Source organism: Aeromonas mytilicola subsp. aquatica (genome assembly GCF_044336385.1).
Classification (GTDB): Bacteria; Pseudomonadota; Gammaproteobacteria; order Enterobacterales; family Aeromonadaceae; genus Aeromonas; species Aeromonas rivipollensis.
In genome coordinates this window covers 3,447,389-3,465,793 of sequence record NZ_CP172298.1, presented here as the reverse complement: position 1 = coordinate 3,465,793, position 18,405 = coordinate 3,447,389, and the positions used below count along the sequence as shown (strand labels likewise).

Sequence of the window (18,405 nt, the reverse complement as noted above, 5' to 3'; positions counted from 1 at the left end):
CCCTTTTTCATGGGCCTTCAGCGGGCCTGCCACAGGGGATCGTCCGCCATGCGCGCGATCAGGAAGTCGAGGAAGCTGCGCAGCAGGGGGGACATCTGCTTGCGGGTGCCATAGACGGCATAGACGCCGAGCTGCTTGGGCTGCCATTGGGTCAGCAGAGGCACCAGGGCGCCACTCTCCAGGTGGGCCTGCACCGAGTAGGCTGGCTGCAGGCTGATCCCCGCCCCATCCAGGGTCGCCGCCAGCAGCAGGTTGGAGATGTTGGCGCTGAGGTTGCCGCTCACCGGTACGGATTCGGGACCATCGGGCCCCTGAAATTCCCACAGGCTCTTGCCGAAATAGGTGTAGGTGAGGCAGTTGTGCAGGGCCAGATCCTGCACTTGCTGCGGCGGCGCATGGCGGGCCAGATAGGCGGGGCTGGCGCACACCACCGAGTGGCAGGTGCCAAGGCGGCGCGCCACCAGGTTGGGATCCAGATCGTTGGTGATGCGCACCGCGAGATCGATGCGCTCCTCCACCAGGTTGACGGTTCTGTCCAGCAGCAGGATGTCGATGGCCGTACCGGGGTAGCGAGCCAGGTAGTCGTCCGCGGCCTGGACCAGCAGGGCTTCGGACAGGGAGTAGCTGCTGGTGATGCGCAGTTGCCCCTTGGGGGCCTCGTCACTGCGAATGGCCAGGTGCTCCATCTCTTCTCCCAGCGCCAGCATGGCCCTGGCCCGATTCAGTGCCTCTTCCCCCGGCCCGGTCAGGCTGAGCCGGCGGGTGGTGCGGTGCAGCAATCTGGCCCCCATCCAGCGCTCCAGCTCGGCCAGATAGCGCGACACCATGGCGCGGGACATCTCCAGTTTCTCTCCAGCGCCGCTCAGGCTGCCCTGTTCGACCACGCAGACGAAGACCCGCAATGCGGTCAGTCGATCCATGCTCAGTACCTCTATATGCTCGATTTGTGCAACAGTGATGCGCTTATTATGCGGTATTTGCGCTGAAAAGTTTGCAATAAACTGTGTCCATTCGATGACCACTTACCCACGAGGCATACCCATGAACACAGTACTTCGCACCTTGACCCTGGCCACCACCCTGCTCGGTGGCGCCGCCCTGGCAAGCCCCCTGACAGTGACCGTCTACAACCCCGGCGACAAGGCCATCTTCCCCGTCTCCTCCGAGCTGGTGACCGGCGACAAGGAGGCCATCCTCATCGACGCCCAGTTCGGGGTGAATGACGGCAAGGCGCTGGTGGATCTGATCAAGCAGAGCGGCAAGCGACTGACCACCGTCTACATCAGCGGCGGGGATCCCGACTTCTACTTCGGGCTGGAACCCATCAAGGCAGCCTTCCCCGACGTCAAGATCCTGGCCAGCCAGCATGTGGTCGATCACATCAAGCAGACCAAGGATGCCAAGCTGGCCTATTGGGGCCCCATCCTCGCCGAGCAGGCACCCAAGACCCTGATAGTGCCGCAGGTGATGACGGCCTCCCACCTGACCCTGGATGGCGAGAAGATCGAGATCAAGGAGATGAACACGCCGAGTGCCTATCTCTGGGCTCCTTCCATCAAGACGGCGTTTGGCGGCGTGCCGGTATACAGCGGGGTGCACGTCTGGATGGCGGACAGCCAGACCAAGGCGGCGCGGGCACAGTGGATGCAGGCCCTCGACGGCATGCTGGCCCTCCAGCCTGAGCGGGTCATTCCGGGGCATTTCCTGGGGACCGAGCCCAAGGGCACCCAGGCCGTGACCTTTACCCGTGACTACGTCCAGCGCTTCGAGCAGGCGCTGGCCACCGCCAAGCACAGCGATCAGCTGATCGACGGCCTGAAGAAGGCGTTCCCGTTCCTGCCGGTGGACGATGTCCTGGCCATAGGTGCCAAGGTCAACATGGGCGAGATGAAGTGGTAATGGCCTGAGTCCTTTTCCCTGTGTTTTTTTGCCGGGCATTCATTGCCCGGTTTTTTGATCAATTGCCGAGGAACACGCAGATGAACGACACCACACTGCACTATGTATATGACCCCCTCTGTGGCTGGTGCTATGGCGCCGCCCCCCTGCTCGAGGCCGCGGCCAGGATCCCGGATTTGCAGATAGCGCTGCATGCGGGTGGCCTCTGGCTGGGCCCGCGCCGCCAGCAGATGGGCCAGGCCCTGCGGGACCATGTCCGCCCCCATGACGAGCGGATCCAGGCCCTGACCGGCCAGCCTTTCGGTGAGCGCTACTTCAACGAGCTCTTGCTCAGCGACGGTCTCTTCCTCGACTCCGAGCCCCCCATCCGGGCCATCTTGGCGGTCACCGAACTGGGGGGCGATGGTTTGAGCCTGCTGCATCGCATTCAGCAGTCCCATTACCTTGACGGTCAGTGGGTTGGCGACCAGGCCCGTCTCGCGCTGCTGGCGCAGGAGCAGGGCATCACGGCGGAGGCGTTCGCCCAGACCTGCCAGAAGGTGGATCTCGCCGGGCATCTGGCCCAAAGCCAGGGCTGGCTGCGCCGGTTCGGCGGGCAGGGATTCCCGACCCTCGGGCTGATGCGGGGGGGAAGCCTCATCCCGCTACCCGTCTCTTCATTCTTGGGGGAGCCGCAAGCCTTCGCGAGCCATCTCGCCGCCCTGATGGCGGCCTGATCCTGGCCATGCCCGGGTTTGCCGCATCGGCCCCTGGGGTCAGGGCAGCGGGGTAGACCGGGTTAGCGGGGTGGGGGAGGTCACTCCTCGTTTCGGGCTTCCCTTGTCCCCCGCACCGTTCTTGGGCATGCTAACGGCCTCTTTAGATTGGCAGGATGCAGTACCTATGAACCTTCGCGATCTCGAGTACCTGGTAGCGCTGGAAGAGGAGAAACATTTTCGCAAGGCGGCGGAGCGCTGCTTCGTCAGCCAGCCGACCCTGAGCGGCCAGCTGCGCAAGCTGGAAGATGAGCTGGGGGTGATCCTGATCGAGCGCACCTCCCGCAAGGTGTTGTTTACCCCGGCCGGCGATGCCATGGCCCTGCAGGCTCGCAAGGTGCTCAAAGAGGTGCGCGAGCTCAAGAGCATAGGCCAGCACTTCGCCGAGCCCATGTCCGGCGAGATCCACATCGGCTTCATTCCCACCGTAGGCCCCTATCTCTTGCCCCACATCATTCAGGATCTGCGGGAGCACTTCCCCAAGCTGGAGTTCTATCTCTACGAGGAGCAGACCCAGGTGCTGCTCAAGCGGCTGGAGGAGGGGGAGCTGGATTGCCTGGTGCTCGCCGAGCTGGAGGGCATGGACGGCTTTGGTTCCATCCCTCTCTATCAGGAGCCTATGTGGCTGGCGGTGCCCCAGCATCATCCGGAAGCCAGTGCCAGGGCGGTGCCGCTTGGCAATCTGAAGGGCAAGAAGTTGCTGATGCTAGCCGATGGCCACTGCCTGCGGGATCAGGCGATGGGCTTCTGTTTTGCCGCCGGCATAGGCGAGGATCAGCGTTTCAAGGGCACCAGTCTCGAGACCTTGCGCAACATGGTGGCGGCCGGCAGCGGCATGACGCTGGTGCCCAGGCTGGCGGTGCCCGCCAACGCCGAGGAGGGGGGCGTCAGCTATCGTCCTGTGGTAGACCCGGTGCCGGGGCGCACCATCTCCCTGCTCTATCGCCACTACTCGGTGCGCCGCCCCTGCTTCAATGGACTGGCCTCCCGCATCTCAGCCCTGATGAAGGGGCTGCTCGGCTGAAGGGCAGATAAAAAAACCGGCGCCAGGGCGCCGGTTTTTTTGCCGCTACGGGCAGCTTAGAAGATGTCGTCGGTGGAGACGGGGCCATCGCTGCTGGATCCATCACCGCCGTAGACCTCATTGCCATCGGAGAGCTGGCTCGCATAGCGGGTCGGTTCAGTTCCTTCCTTGAAGAACTCCTCCATGCTGGCGCCATCGGCGCGGTTGGTCAGCAGACCTGTCTCCCGATCGATGCGTACCTGCATGATCCCTTCGGGGACCGGCATCTTACGCTCGGGCACTTGCTGCAGGGCCGTCTTCATGAAGTCGATCCAGATGGGCTGGGCGGCGCCGCCACCGAATTCGGCCCGGCCGAGACCGCGCTGGTGGTTGTCAAACCCTATCCAGGAGGTGGCCACCAGATTCGGGGTGTAACCGGAGAACCAGGCATCCCTCGATTCGTTGGTGGTCCCCGTCTTGCCCGAGATGTCGTGACGCTTGAGGTCACGGGCCGCGCGCCAGCCGGTACCACGCCAGCCATTGCCACCCCAGATGGCGGTGGTCAGGGTGTCGGTGATCAGGAAGGCGCTCTGGGCACTGATGGTCTGGGGCGCCATGTTGTTGGGCACCACGGGATCAATCGGGCACTGGGCCTTCCAGTCAGGGACAGTGTTGGCGTAGGCATCGGCGCTGTCGAGCCCGGCGGCGGCCAGTACACCGCAGTCGCGGCAGGCGGCGGCCGGATTGGCCTGATACAGGGGAGTGCCAAAGCTGTCGGTCACTTCGGTGATGAAGTAAGGGGTCACCTGGAAGCCGCCATTGGCCAGTACCGAGTAACCGCGCACCACTTCCAGCGGGGTGAACTCGGCGGCCCCCAGGGCCAGGGATTCGTTGGCGGAGATGTGCTCGCGGGCGAAGCCGAAGCGGGTCAGGCCATCGATATAGGTATCCAGCCCGATGGCGCGCATCAGCCGGACCGACATCACGTTCTTGGACTTGGCGAGGCCAAGGCGCAGTGTGGTCGGGCCCTCATAGATGGCTGGCGAGTTCTTGGGCTGCCACATGGGGCCCTTGGCGGGATCCCACTGGTTGATCGGGGCGTCGTTGATGAGGGACGCCAGGGTATAGCCCTGCTCCAGTGCGGTGGCATAGAGGAAGGGCTTGATGTTGGAGCCGACCTGGCGGCGAGCCTGATCGACCCGGTTGAACTTGGAGAGCTCGAAGCTGAAGCCGCCGACCAGGGCCTCGATGGCACCGTCCTGCGGGTTCATGGCGACCAGGGCGGCGTTGACGTCAGGGATCTGGGAGAGCAGCAGCTCTTCCCCTTTCTCCCGCACCCAGATCTGGGCGCCGACTTTGAGCACATCCCGTGCCGATTTAGGTGGATAGGTCTGGCGATCGTCGGTGATGAAGGTTCGGGCCCACTTGATGCCGTTCCAGCCGAGTTCGGCCTGCTTGCCATTCTTCAGCACCAGGGTGGCGCTCTTGTCACCGACCTTGGTGACCACGGCGGCCATCAGGGGTTGGTAGGTCGGTTGCTTGGCCAGGTGGGCCATGATCTGGTCGTAGTCCCAGGCCGTTTCCCCGGTCTTCCACAGCAGGGCGGTCGGGCCGCGATAGCCGTGGCGGGTGTCATAGTCGAAGACGCCGTCCAGCAGCGCCTGGTGGGCGGCGCGCTGGCGCTTGGCGGTGACAGTGGTGTAGACGTGCAGCCCCATGGTGTAGGCATCTTCACCAAACTGCTCCACCATCTTCTGGCGCACCATCTCGCTCAGGTAAGGGGCGTTGAGGGTCGTCTCGGCACCGTGATAACGGGCCTTGACCGGCATCTTGGAGGCCTCGTCAAACTGGGCCTGGGTGATCTTGCCGGTCTCCAGCATGCGGCCCAGCACCACGTTGCGGCGCGCAAAGGCGCGCTCCGGCGAACGTATGGGGTTCAGCATGGAAGGGGCTTTTGGCAGCCCGGCTATGATGGCGATCTCGTCCAGGGTCAGATCCTTGACGTCTTTGCCGAAGTAGACCTGGGCGGCGGCGCCGACCCCGAATGCCCGGTAACCGAGGGGGATCTTGTTGAGATAGAGGGTGAGGATCTCATCCTTGGAAAGGTTCTGCTCGATGCGCCAGGCCAGGAAGACTTCCTTTATCTTGCGCACCAGTGTCTTCTCGTTGCTCAGGAAGAAGTTGCGCGCAACCTGCTGGGTGATGGTACTGGCGCCCTGGCGGGCCTGGCCGGAGACGGCCCAGACGGTGGCGGCCCGGATGATGCCGATGGGGTCTATGCCCGGGTGCTCATAGAAGCGGGCATCTTCGGTGGCGAGCACGGCATCTATCATGGACTGGGGAATTTCATCCAGCCGCAACGGGATACGACGAATTTCGCCGAACTGGGAGATCAACTCCCCATCCCGGCTGTACACCTTCATCGGGGTGGCCAGTTTGACATCGCGCAGGGCGCTCACATCCGGCAACTGGGGCTTGATGTAGAAGTAGATGCCGATGAGGCTGGCAACACCCAGCACTGCACCCAGCATCATGACAATAAACAGGCGAACGAGCCATTTCAGCATGGAAGAACTACCAATCGTCTTAAAATTAGCCAACGGGCGCAGAGTATAGCCTTTTTACCCTCGCGGATTCGAGGTTTTCCTGTCCGGGGACATCGACCTCGAGAAGAGGCGGGAGGGTAGCATTCCAGGACGCAATTACCAAGGGGGCCGCAATCAAGGCCGAAAGGAGAGCAGCGTCAACTTTTGACATAAACTTTATGACATTGATAGTTAGAGCATTATATTGAGTTAAGTCATCACCTCGTGATGCGCTGTCCTACAATAAGTCCTAAAACCCAATAACGCATGGATGTGTATATGTTTGGGCTATTAAGTAAGGGATCCCTCCTCTCCTTGGCGGGCATTGATTTTGGCAGTCAAACCATCAAGGCCGTCACCCTCAGCGGACGTCCTGGCAAGGTGCATCTCGAATCGGTTGCCGAGATCCCCATGCCCAAGGGCACCCTGGTCGATTATCAACTGCAGGACATTGAACGGGTCAGCCAGTCCCTCAAGTCGCTCAAGCGACTCATTCAAGGGGATTGTCAGCAGGTGGCCACGGCCGTAACAGGCTCGAATGTCATCACCAAGGTCATTCAGGTTGATGCCAACATCAACGAGAGCGAGCTGGAGAACCAGGTTCACCTGGAGGCAGAACAGCTCATTCCCTTCCCTCTCGATGAGGTCAGCCTGGATTTCGAGATCCTCGGTCTGACGGCCGACGAGAGCCGCCAGGAGGTGCTGCTGAGCGCGGCGCGTACCGAGAGCGTCAACGGCCGGGTCAGTGCGCTGACGGAGGCTGGCATGAATACCATGGTGGTGGACGTGGGGGCCCATGCGCTGGGACGTGCCGTGCTGGCCTGTCTGCCCGAGCTGCAAACCTGGGACAAGCCGGTCGGCATCGTCGATATAGGCGCCAGTGCCATGACCTTTGCCGCCCTGCTCAGGGGGGAGGTCGTCTATTCCCGCCTGCAGAATTTCGGTGGCGATCAATACAGCCAGGCCCTGGCCTCTTTTTACAGCATGAGCCTGGAAGAGGCGGAGCTTGCCAAGGTTCAGGGCAGCTTGCCTGCCGACCATGAGGTGGATGTGTTGTTGCCCCACCTCAGCACGCTGGTGTTGCAGGTCAGGCGCAATGTGCAGCTCTTTTGCAGCTCGTCCGGCAACAAGGAGTTGTCAAAACTGGTGCTGACGGGAGGGGGCAGTCTGCTGCCGGGTCTCGTCGGGCAGCTAGGCAGCGAGCTTAACTGTGAAGTGCTGCATCCCGACCCCTTCGCCTTGTTTGGCAAGCCCAGGGGGGAAGGGGGCCTCATCCATGGGGCCAAATACATGGCGGCATTCGGTCTGGCACTGCGGAGCTTCACACCATGTCAAATATAAACCTCCTGCCCTGGCGGCTGGCCAGGGCCCAGCGCCAGAAGAAGCAGTTTGGCATCATGATCGGCCTTTTTCTGGCGGCCACCGCCTCCCTTGCCTTTGCCGTCGACTGGCTGGTGCAGCAGCAGATCGGGTATCAACAGCAGCGCAACCAGCGTCTGCAGCAGGAGATGGCCACACTCGATACCCAGCTCGGCGAGATCCGGCTGCTCAAGGAGCGCCGAAAGGAGCTGATCGATCGGATGCAGCTTATCGAGCAGTTGCAGACAAGGCGCAACATACCGGTACGCCTGTTCAATCAGTTACCCGTGCTGGTGCCCAATGGGGTCTATCTCAATACCCTGGCCTTGCAGGCCAACAGAATCGATGTCAACGGCAAGGCCGAAGCCTATGGGCGGGTTGCCAGCATGATGAGGCGCATCGATGGGTCTGGCTGGCTGGGACAGTCTCAGCTCAGCACCATCTTCACGGCAGACGTGGCGCCCGTGGCCCTCAGCCAGTTCTCCATGATGTTCCAGATTGCTGGCGTCGCTCCGGTCGCGACTAAGGGGCAACAATGAACCTGCAACAGCTCAATGACCTGGATCTCAATGACATCGCGCGTTGGCCGAAAGTTGCCAAGGGGATCTTCATCCTGTTTTGCTGTGCCCTGCTGGGTGGCGCCATTTACTACTATGTGATTGCCAACTCCCTGACAGCCTTGCGGCAGGAGGCCGCTAAAGAACAGGAGCTGAAGGCCCAATTCGAGAGCAAGGCCATGCTGGCCGCCAACCTGGAGGCGTACAGGAAGCAGATGGTGCAGCTTGAACATTTGGTGGATACCCAGCTCAAGCAGTTGCCCAATACCCATGAAGTGGCGGGGCTGCTGGATGACATCAGCTTCATTGCCACCGATAACGGGCTCAAATTGAACAGGATCAACTGGGAGGCAGAGGTCAAACACGAATTCTCGACCGAATTGCCCATGCGCATCGAGGTGGTGGGCACCTATCACGAGCTCGGCAAGTTCACGGCAGACATGGCCGCGTTGCCGCGCATCGTGATCCTGGATTCGTTTCAGCTCAATCAAGGCCAGGGCCAGGACGAGTTGATAGGCATGTCCATGCAGGCCAAGACCTACAAGTACAACGGCAAAACCCTGGAGCAGAAGCCATGAGCATGAGAGTGATCGGACTCCTCTTGCCGGTGCTGTTGTTGACGGCCTGTGGCGGGCAGGAGGACATGGACGAGTACGTACAACAAACCAAGGCGAGGAAACCCATCCCGATCGAGCCCTTGCCGGAGATAAAACCATTCTCCCCCATGGCCTATCAGCGCAGTGATCAACGCAGCCCCTTCATTGAACCGCAACCAGAGACCAGCTCCAGGGTGGATGCCAAGACCAAGCCGGACTGCGCCCAGATAGTGGCCAGTCGGGAGAAGGAGGTGCTGGAGCGCTACTCGCTGGCCAGTTTGAGCATGAAGGGATCCATCGGCAAACAGGGACAGTTGTGGGCACTGATCAGGACCCCGGACGGGCAAGCCGTGCGTGTGGGGCTCAATCAGTACATGGGGCTGGATCAGGGAAGAGTCATCAAGATAACGAATACCCATGTTGACTTGATGGAAACGGTACCGGATGGCAAAGGATGCTGGGTCACCCGAGAAACTCAGCTGGCCATGGCCAATCTCGACGCAAAACTATGATCAGGGATGAGCAGAGATGAGAACAACAATAAGAAGGATGAGGGGTGTGGCGCTGCTGTGGCTGGGCGTATGCACTCAGGTGTGGGCGGTGCCGGCGTTGCAGGAGGTCAAGGTGAATCCGCTGCTGGCCGATCAACTCTTGCTGGAGCTGAGCTTCAGCGAGCCAGTGAGCGGATTTACCGACAGACTGTCGTATGAGCCCAATCAGCTCCTGCTGCACGTGCCCGGCGCCATAGGGGCGCTGACGGTCAACCCGCTGCCCATCAAGCAGCAGGGGGTGGACAACCTCAAGGTGGAGGGCAAGGGAGAGGGGCTGGATATCAAGATAGCGCTCGATCAGCTGACCCCTTATCAGGTCCATCAACAGGGCAACAAATTGCTGGTGTCATTGGGAGAGAAGGCCGGCCAGCCGGTGGCTGCGACTGCGGTCTCCCCTGCTGCCAGTCCGTCGGCGCTTGTCAGGAGCCAGCCTGTTACCCAGTCTGCACTGATTGATACCCAGCGGGTCGCCCAGAACCAGTCTCAGTACCAGCCCGCGGCTGTCTCCTCTCCCTTGGCGGCTCCCGCCCCTGTTGCTGCCAGCAAACCCGTGTTGTCCGTCTCGCAGGCGAATACAGGCGGTGCTTATTTCAACTCGGTTAAAGGTGTGGATTTTCGCCGTGGCAAGGAGGGACAGGGGGAGTTTCTGGTGACCCTGGACAACAGCTCGGCGGCAGTGGATGTGAGCAGCCGCGGCCAGAAGGTGCTCGCCAAGTTCCACGGTACCCGGATCCCGGATGATCAACTGAATCTTATCAATGTGCAGGATTTTGCGACCCCTGTCTCCCAGGTGGAGGTGTTCCGCCAGGGCAATGACACCCTGTTTGAGCTCTCGGTCAACGGCCAGTTTGATTATCGCTACGACCAGGCCGACAAGATGTTCATCATAGAGGTGAAGAAGCGGGTCGCGACCACGACAGCGAAACAATATCAGGGCAAGCCAATCTCGTTGAACTTCCAGGATATTCCTGTTCGGACAGTGCTGCAGATCATCGCCGACTTCAATAATCTCAATCTGGTGACCACTGATTCCGTCTCCGGCAATATCACCCTGCGTCTCGATGGTGTGCCCTGGGAGCAGGCGCTCGACATCATCCTCAAGGTCAGAGGGCTCGACAAGCGACTGGACAACAACATACTGCTGGTGGCCCCGGCGGACGAGATTGCCGCACGAGAGAAACAGCAGCTGGAGAGCCGCAATCAGGTAGCCGACCTCGCGCCGCTCTACACCGAGTATCTGCAGATCAATTATGCCAAGGCATCCGAAGTGGCGGCCCTGCTCTCCTCCGATAGCACCAAGCTGCTCTCTCCCAGAGGGGCGGTGAGCGTGGATGAACGCACCAACGTGCTGGTGGTCAAGGACACGGCGGATGTCATCAGCAACGTCAAGCGGATGCTGGATATCCTCGATATCCCGGTGAAGCAGGTGGTGATCGAGGCGCGCATGGTGACCATAGACGACGGCTTCGACGAGGCCCTGGGGGTACGTTGGGGGGTGACCAAGACGGATGGTCATGGCAATGGCACCTCGGGCACCATAGAGGGCAATGATGGCGCCGGTAATAATGACGGCAGCTCCACCATCACGCGCCCCGGCGTGGAAGACAGGCTCAACGTCAACCTGCCGGTGACCAATGCCGCCGGTACCCTGGCCTTCCAGGTCGCCCGTCTGGCCAATGGCACTCTGCTGGATCTCGAACTCTCCGCCCTGGAGAAGGAGAGCAAGGCCGAGATCATCGCAAGCCCCAGGGTGACCACCGCCAACCAGAAGCCGGCCCTGATCGAGCAGGGGACAGAGATCCCCTATGTGGAGTCTTCATCCAGCGGGGCGACCTCGGTCACCTTCAAGAAGGCTGTGCTGAGTCTCAAGGTCACGCCACAGATCACCCCGGACAACAGGGTCATCCTGGATTTGACCGTGACCCAGGATACCAAGGGGGAAACCGTCCCGACCGGTACCGGGGATGCGGTCTCCATCAACGCCCAGTCCATCACCACCCAGGTGCTGGTCAACAACGGCGAGACCCTGGTGCTGGGCGGCATCTATCAGCAGACCATCAAGAGCGACGTCAGCAAGGTGCCGCTGCTGGGGGATATTCCCGGTCTGGGTTACCTGTTCAAGAAAACCACCAGCGAGAACAAGAAGCGTGAACTGCTGATCTTCGTGACCCCGAGGATAGTCACCGACGCCCTCTGAAAACTTTACATGTGAGGGTAAAACACATATAACCTTACGCCCCGATGAGGCTGGGGCGTAAGGGCTGCGGTTGCCAGTCCTGGTTTCTATTGAGATAATCCCCCTCCTGATCCATCGCAAGATAAGGTTCATAGGTACCCCGGTCGAGTAGTTACCGGGGCCATACAGTTTGTAATTACTAACGAAAAGACATGGCTGAGAAACGCAATATTTTCCTGATAGGTCCCATGGGTGCGGGCAAGAGCACCATAGGTAGACATCTGGCAGAACAACTGCACATGGAGTTTTTCGACTCAGATCATGAGATTGAGCGCCGCAGTGGTGCCGATATCGGCTGGGTGTTCGATGTTGAAGGCGAAGAGGGTTTCCGGATCCGCGAAGAGAAGGTGATCGGTGAACTCGCCGAGCAGCAGGGTATCGTGCTGGCAACGGGCGGCGGCGCCATCAAGAGCCGTGAAACCCGCAACAAACTCTCTGCGCGCGGCATCGTGGTCTACCTCGAAACCACCATTGAAAAGCAACTGGCGCGAACCCAGAGAGACAAGCGTCGCCCCTTGTTGCAAACCGAAGAGCCGCCCCGCGAAGTGCTGGAGCGTCTGGCCCTAGAGCGCAACGCCCTGTATGAAGAAGTCGCAGACTTTGTCATCCAGACTGATGATCAAAGTGCAAAAGTTGTAGCTAATCAAATCGTTAAGTTGATTGGTATGTAATCAATAGAGGACGTCCATGGAAAGGTTGAAGGTCGAACTGGGTGAGCGCAGCTACCCGATTGAGATAGCTGCTGGTCTGTTGCAACGCCCCGAGGTGCTGGCACAGACGATCAAGGGCAAGCGGGTCATGATAGTGACCAACACAGTCGTCGCCCCCTTGTATCTTGAGCAGATCATTCAGTTGCTACCCGGTTTTCAGGTTGAACACCTGATACTACCGGATGGCGAGGCCTACAAGACCCTGGCTACCTTCGAGCGGATCATGTCTGCTCTGCTGGAAACCAGTCATGGGCGTGACACCACCCTCATCGCCCTGGGGGGCGGCGTGATAGGCGACGTTGTCGGCTTTGCTGCGGCAAGCTATCAACGAGGCATTCCGTTCATTCAGGTGCCTACCACACTGCTTTCCCAGGTTGACTCCTCCGTCGGCGGCAAGACCGCCGTCAATCACCCTCTTGGCAAAAACATGGTGGGTGCCTTCTATCAGCCCAAGCATGTGATCATCGACACCGACTGCCTCAAGACCCTGCCTGCGCGGGAATTTGCCGCTGGCATGGCCGAGGTGATCAAGTACGGCATCATCTGGGATGCGGCCTTCTTCTCCTGGCTCGAAGTCAACATGGCGCGGCTGCAACGCCTTGACGCCGAAGCCCTTTCTTACGCCATTCGCCGTTGCTGTGAAATCAAGGCCGACGTGGTCGGTCAGGACGAGACCGAGCATGGCGTGCGCGCCCTGCTGAACCTGGGTCACACCTTCGGCCATGCCATCGAGGCCGAGAAGGGCTATGGCAACTGGCTCCATGGGGAAGCGGTGGCGGCAGGCATGATGCTGGCGGCCGAAACGGCCCTGGCCCGTGGCGACATGACGGCGCAAGAGGTTGCACGAGTCCGCGATCTGCTGCTGGCGGCGGACCTGCCGATGCTGGCGCCGCCCGAGATGGACTTTGCCGCCTTCATCCGCCATATGCGCCGTGACAAGAAGGTGCTGGAAGGCAAGCTGCGGCTGGTGTTGCCAGTCGGGATCGGGCAGGCCCAGGTGGTGGCCGATGTGACGGATGCGCAGCTGATGGCGGTGATCGAGTCTGGTCGTGACCAATAACAAATTGCTGAAATTGCCTTCCCAGCGGCAGCTGGTTGACCGGCTGCTGCACCTGATTGAGTTCAATCACCCCTATATTTTTCTCTCAGGCAAGCCCGGCAGCGGCCGTGGCACCCTGTGTGAATCCCTGCTTGCCCAACTCCCTGACACGGTTCGGGTGGTGAGCCTCATCGGCAGCCCGGCCATGAAGATGGCGGACGTGCGCCAGTTGCTGCTTCAGCAGGTGGTGGCTCGCCCCCTGTTCAATGCGCAGGATGCGCTGGCCGACAGCTTCTTTCGCATGCTGGAGGGCAAGCCCTCCAGCATGCTGCTCATGATCGAGCGCGCCGACACCCTGCCCGCCGAACTGGTGGGGGAGCTGTGGGCGCTCTGTCGCCACAACGATACCCTGGCCTCTCCCCATAAACTGGCCATCCTGCTCTCGGGCAGTGACGTCTGGTGTCGCGATCAGAAGGGTGCCCTCAAGGGGCGGGCCATGCCCGCGCTCGAGCTGGAAGTCGCGCCACTGAGCGCGCCTGAGCAACGCATCTTCCTGTATGAGAAGGCCAAGGAGCTGAAGATCCCGGCGGCCCTCTTGCCCAAGCCGAAAGTGGAAGAGATCCTGAAGGGGGCGGAGGGACACCCGTCCGCCATCATGCAGTCATTGGAGGATGTCATGACCGACAGAAGGCCCAAGAAACGTCAGGCCGAGTTGCCCGTCAAGAAGATTGCGACCGTGCTGGCCCTGGCGGCCGCCGGTTTGCTGGCCCTGAGCTATCTCCCCCTGTTCGAGGAGGCAGGCAAGGAGCAGGCCCCGGCCTCGTCCCAGGGGATGGCATTGCCCGACCCCGTCGCCACCGATCCGCTGAATGTCGGTGCGGCGAGCGGGGCTCAGGGGAGCAGCGGCGCCGATGCCAGCTCCTCAAGCAACCAGCTCGCCCGGGATTGGCAGCCCGATGCCAAGACCTTGCCCAAGAAGGTCGAGAGCGAGACGGTCACCACCGAGTCGAGCAATTACGAGGGGCGCCGGGTCGTCATCTCCGATGAAGTGGTTGAGAAACTGATGACACAGCCCAACGTCAGCGGTGCCCTGCCGACGGCTGTGGTGGACGAGCTGGTCGGCGGGAGTTCCCGTGCGGCCCCGACCGGGGCGGCTGCACAGGCACAGAGCACGGCGCCTGTTGCCAAGGCGACGCCCACTCCTGCCGCGACTGCGCCCGCCGCGGCTGCGCCCGCCGCGGCACCGGCACCCAAGGTGGCCCTGACGCCGGTGGCGACCCTCAACAAGAAGGTGAGGAACCACTACAGCATCCAGCTGATGGGGGCGAGCAACACCCAGGCGGTCGACAGCTTCGTGGCCGAGCATGGGCTGGCGGGCAAGGTCTGGGTCTACAAGACCCGCTTCCGTGGCAGTCCCTGGTACGTGGTGGTGCAGGGCGACTATGCCAACAGCACCCAGGCCAAGGCGGCGATCCGCAAGCTCTCCCCCGCCTTGCTCAAGGGACAACCCTGGCCCAAGTCGTTTGCCCAGATACAAAAAGAATTGAAGCAATAGCCAGTCGCCCGGGGAAGGGGGTAGAATCGTCCCCCTTTTTTGGGCATTGCCTTCTTAACACCGGACTTCCATGAAAAAAACACGCGCGTTTTTAAAATGGGCCGGGGGAAAATACTCCCTGGTCGAAGAGATTGCCGAGCGCTTGCCGGCCGGGCGTGTGTTGCTGGAGCCCTTCGTCGGAGCGGGCTCAGTGTTTCTCAACACGGATTACGATGCCTATGTGCTCAACGACATCAATCCGGATCTGATCGGTCTCTACAACCATCTCAAGCGGCAGCCGGACAACTTCATCCACGAGGCGCGCAAGCTGTTTGTGGCCGAGCACAACCACAAGACTGCCTATTATCGGCTGCGCACCCAGTTCAACCAGACCGAAGCCGGGTTCGAACGGGCCCAACTGTTCCTGTTTCTGAATCGCCACGGGTTCAACGGCCTGTGCCGCTACAACAAAAAGGGCGGCTTCAACGTGCCGTTCGGTTCGTACAAGAAGCCCTATTTCCCGGAGAAAGAGCTGTGGGCCTTCGCCGAGAAGGCCCAGAAGGCGACCTTCATCTGCGAGAGTTATGCCGATGCCATGGCCAGGGCGGAGGAAGACTGGGTGATCTACTGCGATCCCCCCTATGCGCCGCTCTCCACCACGGCGAGCTTCACCAGCTATTCGGCCGGTGGCTTCACCCTGGATGACCAGGCCCTGCTGGCCAGGCTGGCCCGACATACCGCCGCCCACAAGGGGGTGCCCGTGCTCATCAGCAACCACGACATCGAGCTGACCCGGGAACTCTATCGCGGGGCCCGGCTGGACGAGATCCTGGTCAAGCGCACCATCAGCCGCAACGGTGGCAGCCGCAACAAGGTGGCCGAGCTGCTGGCGCTCTACCCGCCTGGCATAGCCCCCGAGCAGGGCCATTATCCTGGCGAGGCCGAGCTGGTCTCTGTCGGTTGAGTCATGAACGGTCCCTGCGGGGACCGTTGTCGTTTCTGCCCGGGCAGTCACCTGTCTGGTGGGGCAAGCGCAAGGCCCGCGTCTTCTGCACCTGCGGTCCGCATTCCCTGTACGTGCGGGTCGTTTTCATCGCCCATTTGCGATAAAATTGCGCCGCTTTTTCTGCCACGCTGCCAATGGATGACGCTGATGAAAGACTTTCTGATTGCCCCCTCTATCCTCTCCGCCGACTTTGCCCGCCTGGGTGAGGATGTGGCCAAGGTGCTGGCCGCCGGGGCCGACGTGGTGCACTTCGACGTGATGGACAACCACTATGTCCCCAACCTGACCATAGGCCCCATGGTCTGTCAGGCCCTGCGTGACTACGGCATCGAGGCCCTCATCGATGTGCACCTGATGGTCAAGCCGGTGGATCGCATCGTCCCCGATTTCGCCAAGGCGGGTGCCAACCTGATCACCTTCCACCCGGAAGCCTCCGATCACGTGGACCGTACCCTGGGTCTCATCAAGGAGCAGGGTTGCCAGGCCGGTCTGGTGCTGAACCCGGCCACGCCGCTCACCTGCCTCGAGTACGTGATGGACAAGCTGGACGTGATCCTGCTGATGTCGGTCAACCCGGGCTTTGGTGGTCAGAGCTTCATCCCTGGCACCCTCGACAAGCTGCGTCAGGTGCGTCGTCTGATCGACGAGAGCGGCCGTGACATTCGCCTCGAGATCGACGGTGGCGTCAAGGTGGAGAACATCCGCGAGATCGCCGCCGCCGGGGCTGACATGTTCGTGGCGGGCTCCGCCATCTTCGGCAAGCCGGATTACAAGGCGGTGATCGACCAGATGCGGGCGGAGCTGGCTCATGTCCGTTGAACGTCCCTTCGATCTGGTGCTGTTCGATCTGGATGGCACCCTGATTGACAGCGCCTCCCAACTGGCGCTGGCGGTCAACCGCACCCTGACCGATCTGGGGCTGCCCGAGGCCGATGAGGCCGTGGTGCGCACCTGGGTCGGCAATGGCGCCGACAAGCTGATCCAGCGCGCGCTGGACTATCGCGAGGCGCCCGAGCAATTTGCCAAGGCCCGCCCCCTGTTTGACCAGCACTATCAGGCCTGCCTGCTGCAAGGGCTGGCCATGTATGACGGGGTGGAGCAGAGCCTGCGCCGCCTGCAGGCGCTCGGTTACCGCCAAGCCGTGGTGACCAACAAGCCGAGTCACTTCGTGCAGCCCATTCTGGATGCCCTCGGCATCGGCGACTGCTTCGCGCTCTGGCTGGGGGGCAACTGCGTGCCCGTCAAGAAGCCGAGCCCGGATCCGCTGCTGCACGCCTGCCACGAGCTGGGGGTCAGCCCGTCCCGTACCCTGATGGTGGGAGACTCCGAAAATGATGTGCTGGCCGCCCAGGCTGCCGGCATGAAGGTGGTGGGGCTCACCTACGGCTACAACTATGGCCGCCCCATCGCAGATTCCCGCCCTGACTGGGTATGCGAGCAGTTTGCAGAGCTCGATGCCCTCTTGGCTGAATAACAAGGATCAACACATTCATGGCTAAACCAATCGTTTTGAGCGGGGCCCAACCCTCGGGCCAGCTGACCATAGGCAACTACATGGGCGCCTTGCGTCAGTGGGTCAACATGCAGGATAACTTCGACTGCCTCTACTGCATCGTCGATCTGCATGCCATCACCACCCGCCAGGAGCCTGCCGCCCTGCGCAAGGCCTGCCTGGATGCCGCCGCCCTCTATCTGGCGGTCGGCATAGATCCGGCCAAGAGCACCGTCTTCATCCAGTCCCACGTGCCCCAGCACGCCGAGCTCGGCTGGATCCTGAACTGCTACACCCAGATGGGCGAGCTGTCGCGCATGACCCAGTTCAAGGACAAGTCCGCCCGTTTCGAGAACAACGTCAACGTCGGCCTGTTCGGCTATCCGGTGCTGATGGCGGCGGACATCCTGCTCTATCAGGCCAACCAGGTGCCGGTCGGCAACGACCAGAAGCAGCATCTGGAGCTGACCCGCGACATCTGCACCCGGTTCAACAACCTCTACGGCGAGGTGTTCACCCTGCCTGAGCCCTTCATCCCGACCGACGGTGCCCGGGTGATGAGCCTGCAGGATCCCACCAAGAAGATGTCCAAGTCCGACGACAACGAGGCGAACTTCATCGGCCTGCTGGAAGATCCCAAGCAGATCGTCAAGAAGATCAAGCGGGCGATGACCGACTCCGACGAGCCGGCCGTGGTGCGCTTCGATCCCGAGAACAAGCCGGGGGTCTCCAACCTGCTGACCCTGATGTCCGGTGTGACAGGTCGCTCCATTCCGGAGCTCGAGCAGCACTTCGAGGGCAAGATGTACGGCCACCTCAAGAGCGAGACGGCCGATGCCGTGGTCGCCCTGCTGGAGCCCATCCAGGCCCGCTTCCGCGAGTTGCGTCAGGATGAGACTCATCTGCAGGCAATTTTGGCGGCTGGCGCACAAAAGGCGCGGGAAAGGGCTGAAAAAACCCTGATCAGCGTATATGATGTCGTCGGCTTCGTTCCTCGAGCCTGACATACTGGGAAGGTGTAGTTGTAGAGAGCTGGGTATTTGCCTGGCTTTCTTTGTTTTACCCGACCCCTGGTTCGTCATC

17 protein-coding genes are annotated in these 18,405 nt (G+C 61.3%); 15 read left to right on the top strand and 2 right to left on the bottom strand.

What is annotated here, in order from left to right; genetic code table 11:
• Positions 1-17: 17 nt before the first annotated feature.
• Positions 18-920 carry a LysR family transcriptional regulator gene (locus ACFWHB_RS15830; RefSeq protein ID WP_290071918.1) on the bottom strand — a complete coding sequence of 301 codons (903 nt, stop codon included), beginning with the start codon at positions 918-920 and terminating at the stop codon, positions 18-20.
• A gap of 121 nt (positions 921-1,041) precedes the next feature.
• Here ACFWHB_RS15830 and ACFWHB_RS15825 point away from each other — a divergent pair, with 121 nt between their 5' ends.
• The 3 genes from ACFWHB_RS15825 to oxyR all read left to right on the top strand — a co-directional run bounded on the left by ACFWHB_RS15825 (position 1,042) and on the right by oxyR (position 3,678).
• A complete protein-coding gene (locus ACFWHB_RS15825; RefSeq protein WP_395948826.1) occupies positions 1,042-1,899 on the top strand; it encodes a Vmh family MBL fold metallo-hydrolase in 858 nt (285 codons plus the stop codon).
• An 80-nt stretch (positions 1,900-1,979) separates the two neighbouring features.
• Positions 1,980-2,615 (top strand): DsbA family protein, encoded by a 636-nt coding sequence (locus tag ACFWHB_RS15820; protein ID WP_395948825.1) that lies wholly within the window; start codon positions 1,980-1,982, stop codon positions 2,613-2,615.
• A 166-nt stretch (positions 2,616-2,781) separates the two neighbouring features.
• Positions 2,782-3,678: a DNA-binding transcriptional regulator OxyR gene (gene oxyR, locus ACFWHB_RS15815; RefSeq protein WP_395948824.1), complete on the top strand. Its 897-nt coding sequence runs from the start codon at positions 2,782-2,784 to the stop codon at positions 3,676-3,678.
• Between the two features lie 56 nt (positions 3,679-3,734).
• Here oxyR and ACFWHB_RS15810 read toward each other — a convergent pair whose 3' ends face one another.
• Positions 3,735-6,224 carry a penicillin-binding protein 1A gene (locus ACFWHB_RS15810; protein ID WP_393937069.1) on the bottom strand — a complete coding sequence of 830 codons (2,490 nt, stop codon included), beginning with the start codon at positions 6,222-6,224 and terminating at the stop codon, positions 3,735-3,737.
• 297 nt (positions 6,225-6,521) lie between these two features.
• Between ACFWHB_RS15810 and tapM the strand changes: the two genes are divergently transcribed.
• The 12 genes from tapM (at position 6,522) to trpS (ending at position 18,326) form a co-directional block, all read left to right on the top strand.
• Positions 6,522-7,583, top strand: a complete 1,062-nt coding sequence (tapM, locus tag ACFWHB_RS15805) for a PilM family type IVa pilus assembly protein TapM (protein ID WP_393937067.1) — start codon at positions 6,522-6,524, stop codon at positions 7,581-7,583.
• Positions 7,571-8,140, top strand: a complete 570-nt coding sequence (gene tapN, locus ACFWHB_RS15800) for a PilN family type IV pilus biogenesis protein TapN (RefSeq protein WP_106887549.1) — start codon at positions 7,571-7,573, stop codon at positions 8,138-8,140. The genes tapM and tapN overlap by 13 nt, the downstream gene beginning before the upstream one ends.
• Positions 8,137-8,736 carry a PilO family type IV pilus biogenesis protein TapO gene (gene tapO, locus ACFWHB_RS15795; RefSeq protein ID WP_168234565.1) on the top strand — a complete coding sequence of 200 codons (600 nt, stop codon included), beginning with the start codon at positions 8,137-8,139 and terminating at the stop codon, positions 8,734-8,736. Before tapN ends, tapO begins: the two co-directional genes overlap by 4 nt.
• A gap of 2 nt (positions 8,737-8,738) precedes the next feature.
• Positions 8,739-9,266: a pilus assembly protein PilP gene (locus ACFWHB_RS15790; protein ID WP_025326151.1), complete on the top strand. Its 528-nt coding sequence runs from the start codon at positions 8,739-8,741 to the stop codon at positions 9,264-9,266.
• A 16-nt stretch (positions 9,267-9,282) separates the two neighbouring features.
• Positions 9,283-11,502 (top strand): type IV pilus secretin PilQ, encoded by a 2,220-nt coding sequence (locus ACFWHB_RS15785; RefSeq protein WP_395948823.1) that lies wholly within the window; start codon positions 9,283-9,285, stop codon positions 11,500-11,502.
• A gap of 191 nt (positions 11,503-11,693) precedes the next feature.
• Positions 11,694-12,212, top strand: coding sequence for a shikimate kinase AroK (aroK, locus tag ACFWHB_RS15780; protein WP_005329951.1), 519 nt, complete (start codon positions 11,694-11,696; stop codon positions 12,210-12,212).
• 16 nt (positions 12,213-12,228) lie between these two features.
• Positions 12,229-13,311 carry a 3-dehydroquinate synthase gene (aroB, locus tag ACFWHB_RS15775; protein ID WP_395948822.1) on the top strand — a complete coding sequence of 361 codons (1,083 nt, stop codon included), beginning with the start codon at positions 12,229-12,231 and terminating at the stop codon, positions 13,309-13,311.
• Positions 13,301-14,845 carry an SPOR domain-containing protein gene (locus tag ACFWHB_RS15770; protein ID WP_395948821.1) on the top strand — a complete coding sequence of 515 codons (1,545 nt, stop codon included), beginning with the start codon at positions 13,301-13,303 and terminating at the stop codon, positions 14,843-14,845. The genes aroB and ACFWHB_RS15770 overlap by 11 nt, the downstream gene beginning before the upstream one ends.
• A gap of 70 nt (positions 14,846-14,915) precedes the next feature.
• Positions 14,916-15,788: a Dam family site-specific DNA-(adenine-N6)-methyltransferase gene (locus tag ACFWHB_RS15765; RefSeq protein ID WP_139745818.1), complete on the top strand. Its 873-nt coding sequence runs from the start codon at positions 14,916-14,918 to the stop codon at positions 15,786-15,788.
• 189 nt (positions 15,789-15,977) lie between these two features.
• Complete coding sequence (rpe, locus tag ACFWHB_RS15760) at positions 15,978-16,649, top strand: ribulose-phosphate 3-epimerase (RefSeq protein ID WP_106887543.1); 672 nt, start codon at positions 15,978-15,980, stop codon at positions 16,647-16,649.
• A complete protein-coding gene (locus ACFWHB_RS15755) occupies positions 16,639-17,304 on the top strand; it encodes a phosphoglycolate phosphatase (RefSeq protein WP_111910328.1) in 666 nt (221 codons plus the stop codon). Before rpe ends, ACFWHB_RS15755 begins: the two co-directional genes overlap by 11 nt.
• 17 nt (positions 17,305-17,321) lie before the next feature.
• Positions 17,322-18,326 (top strand): tryptophan--tRNA ligase, encoded by a 1,005-nt coding sequence (gene trpS / locus ACFWHB_RS15750; protein WP_395948820.1) that lies wholly within the window; start codon positions 17,322-17,324, stop codon positions 18,324-18,326.
• Positions 18,327-18,405 lie beyond the last annotated feature (79 nt).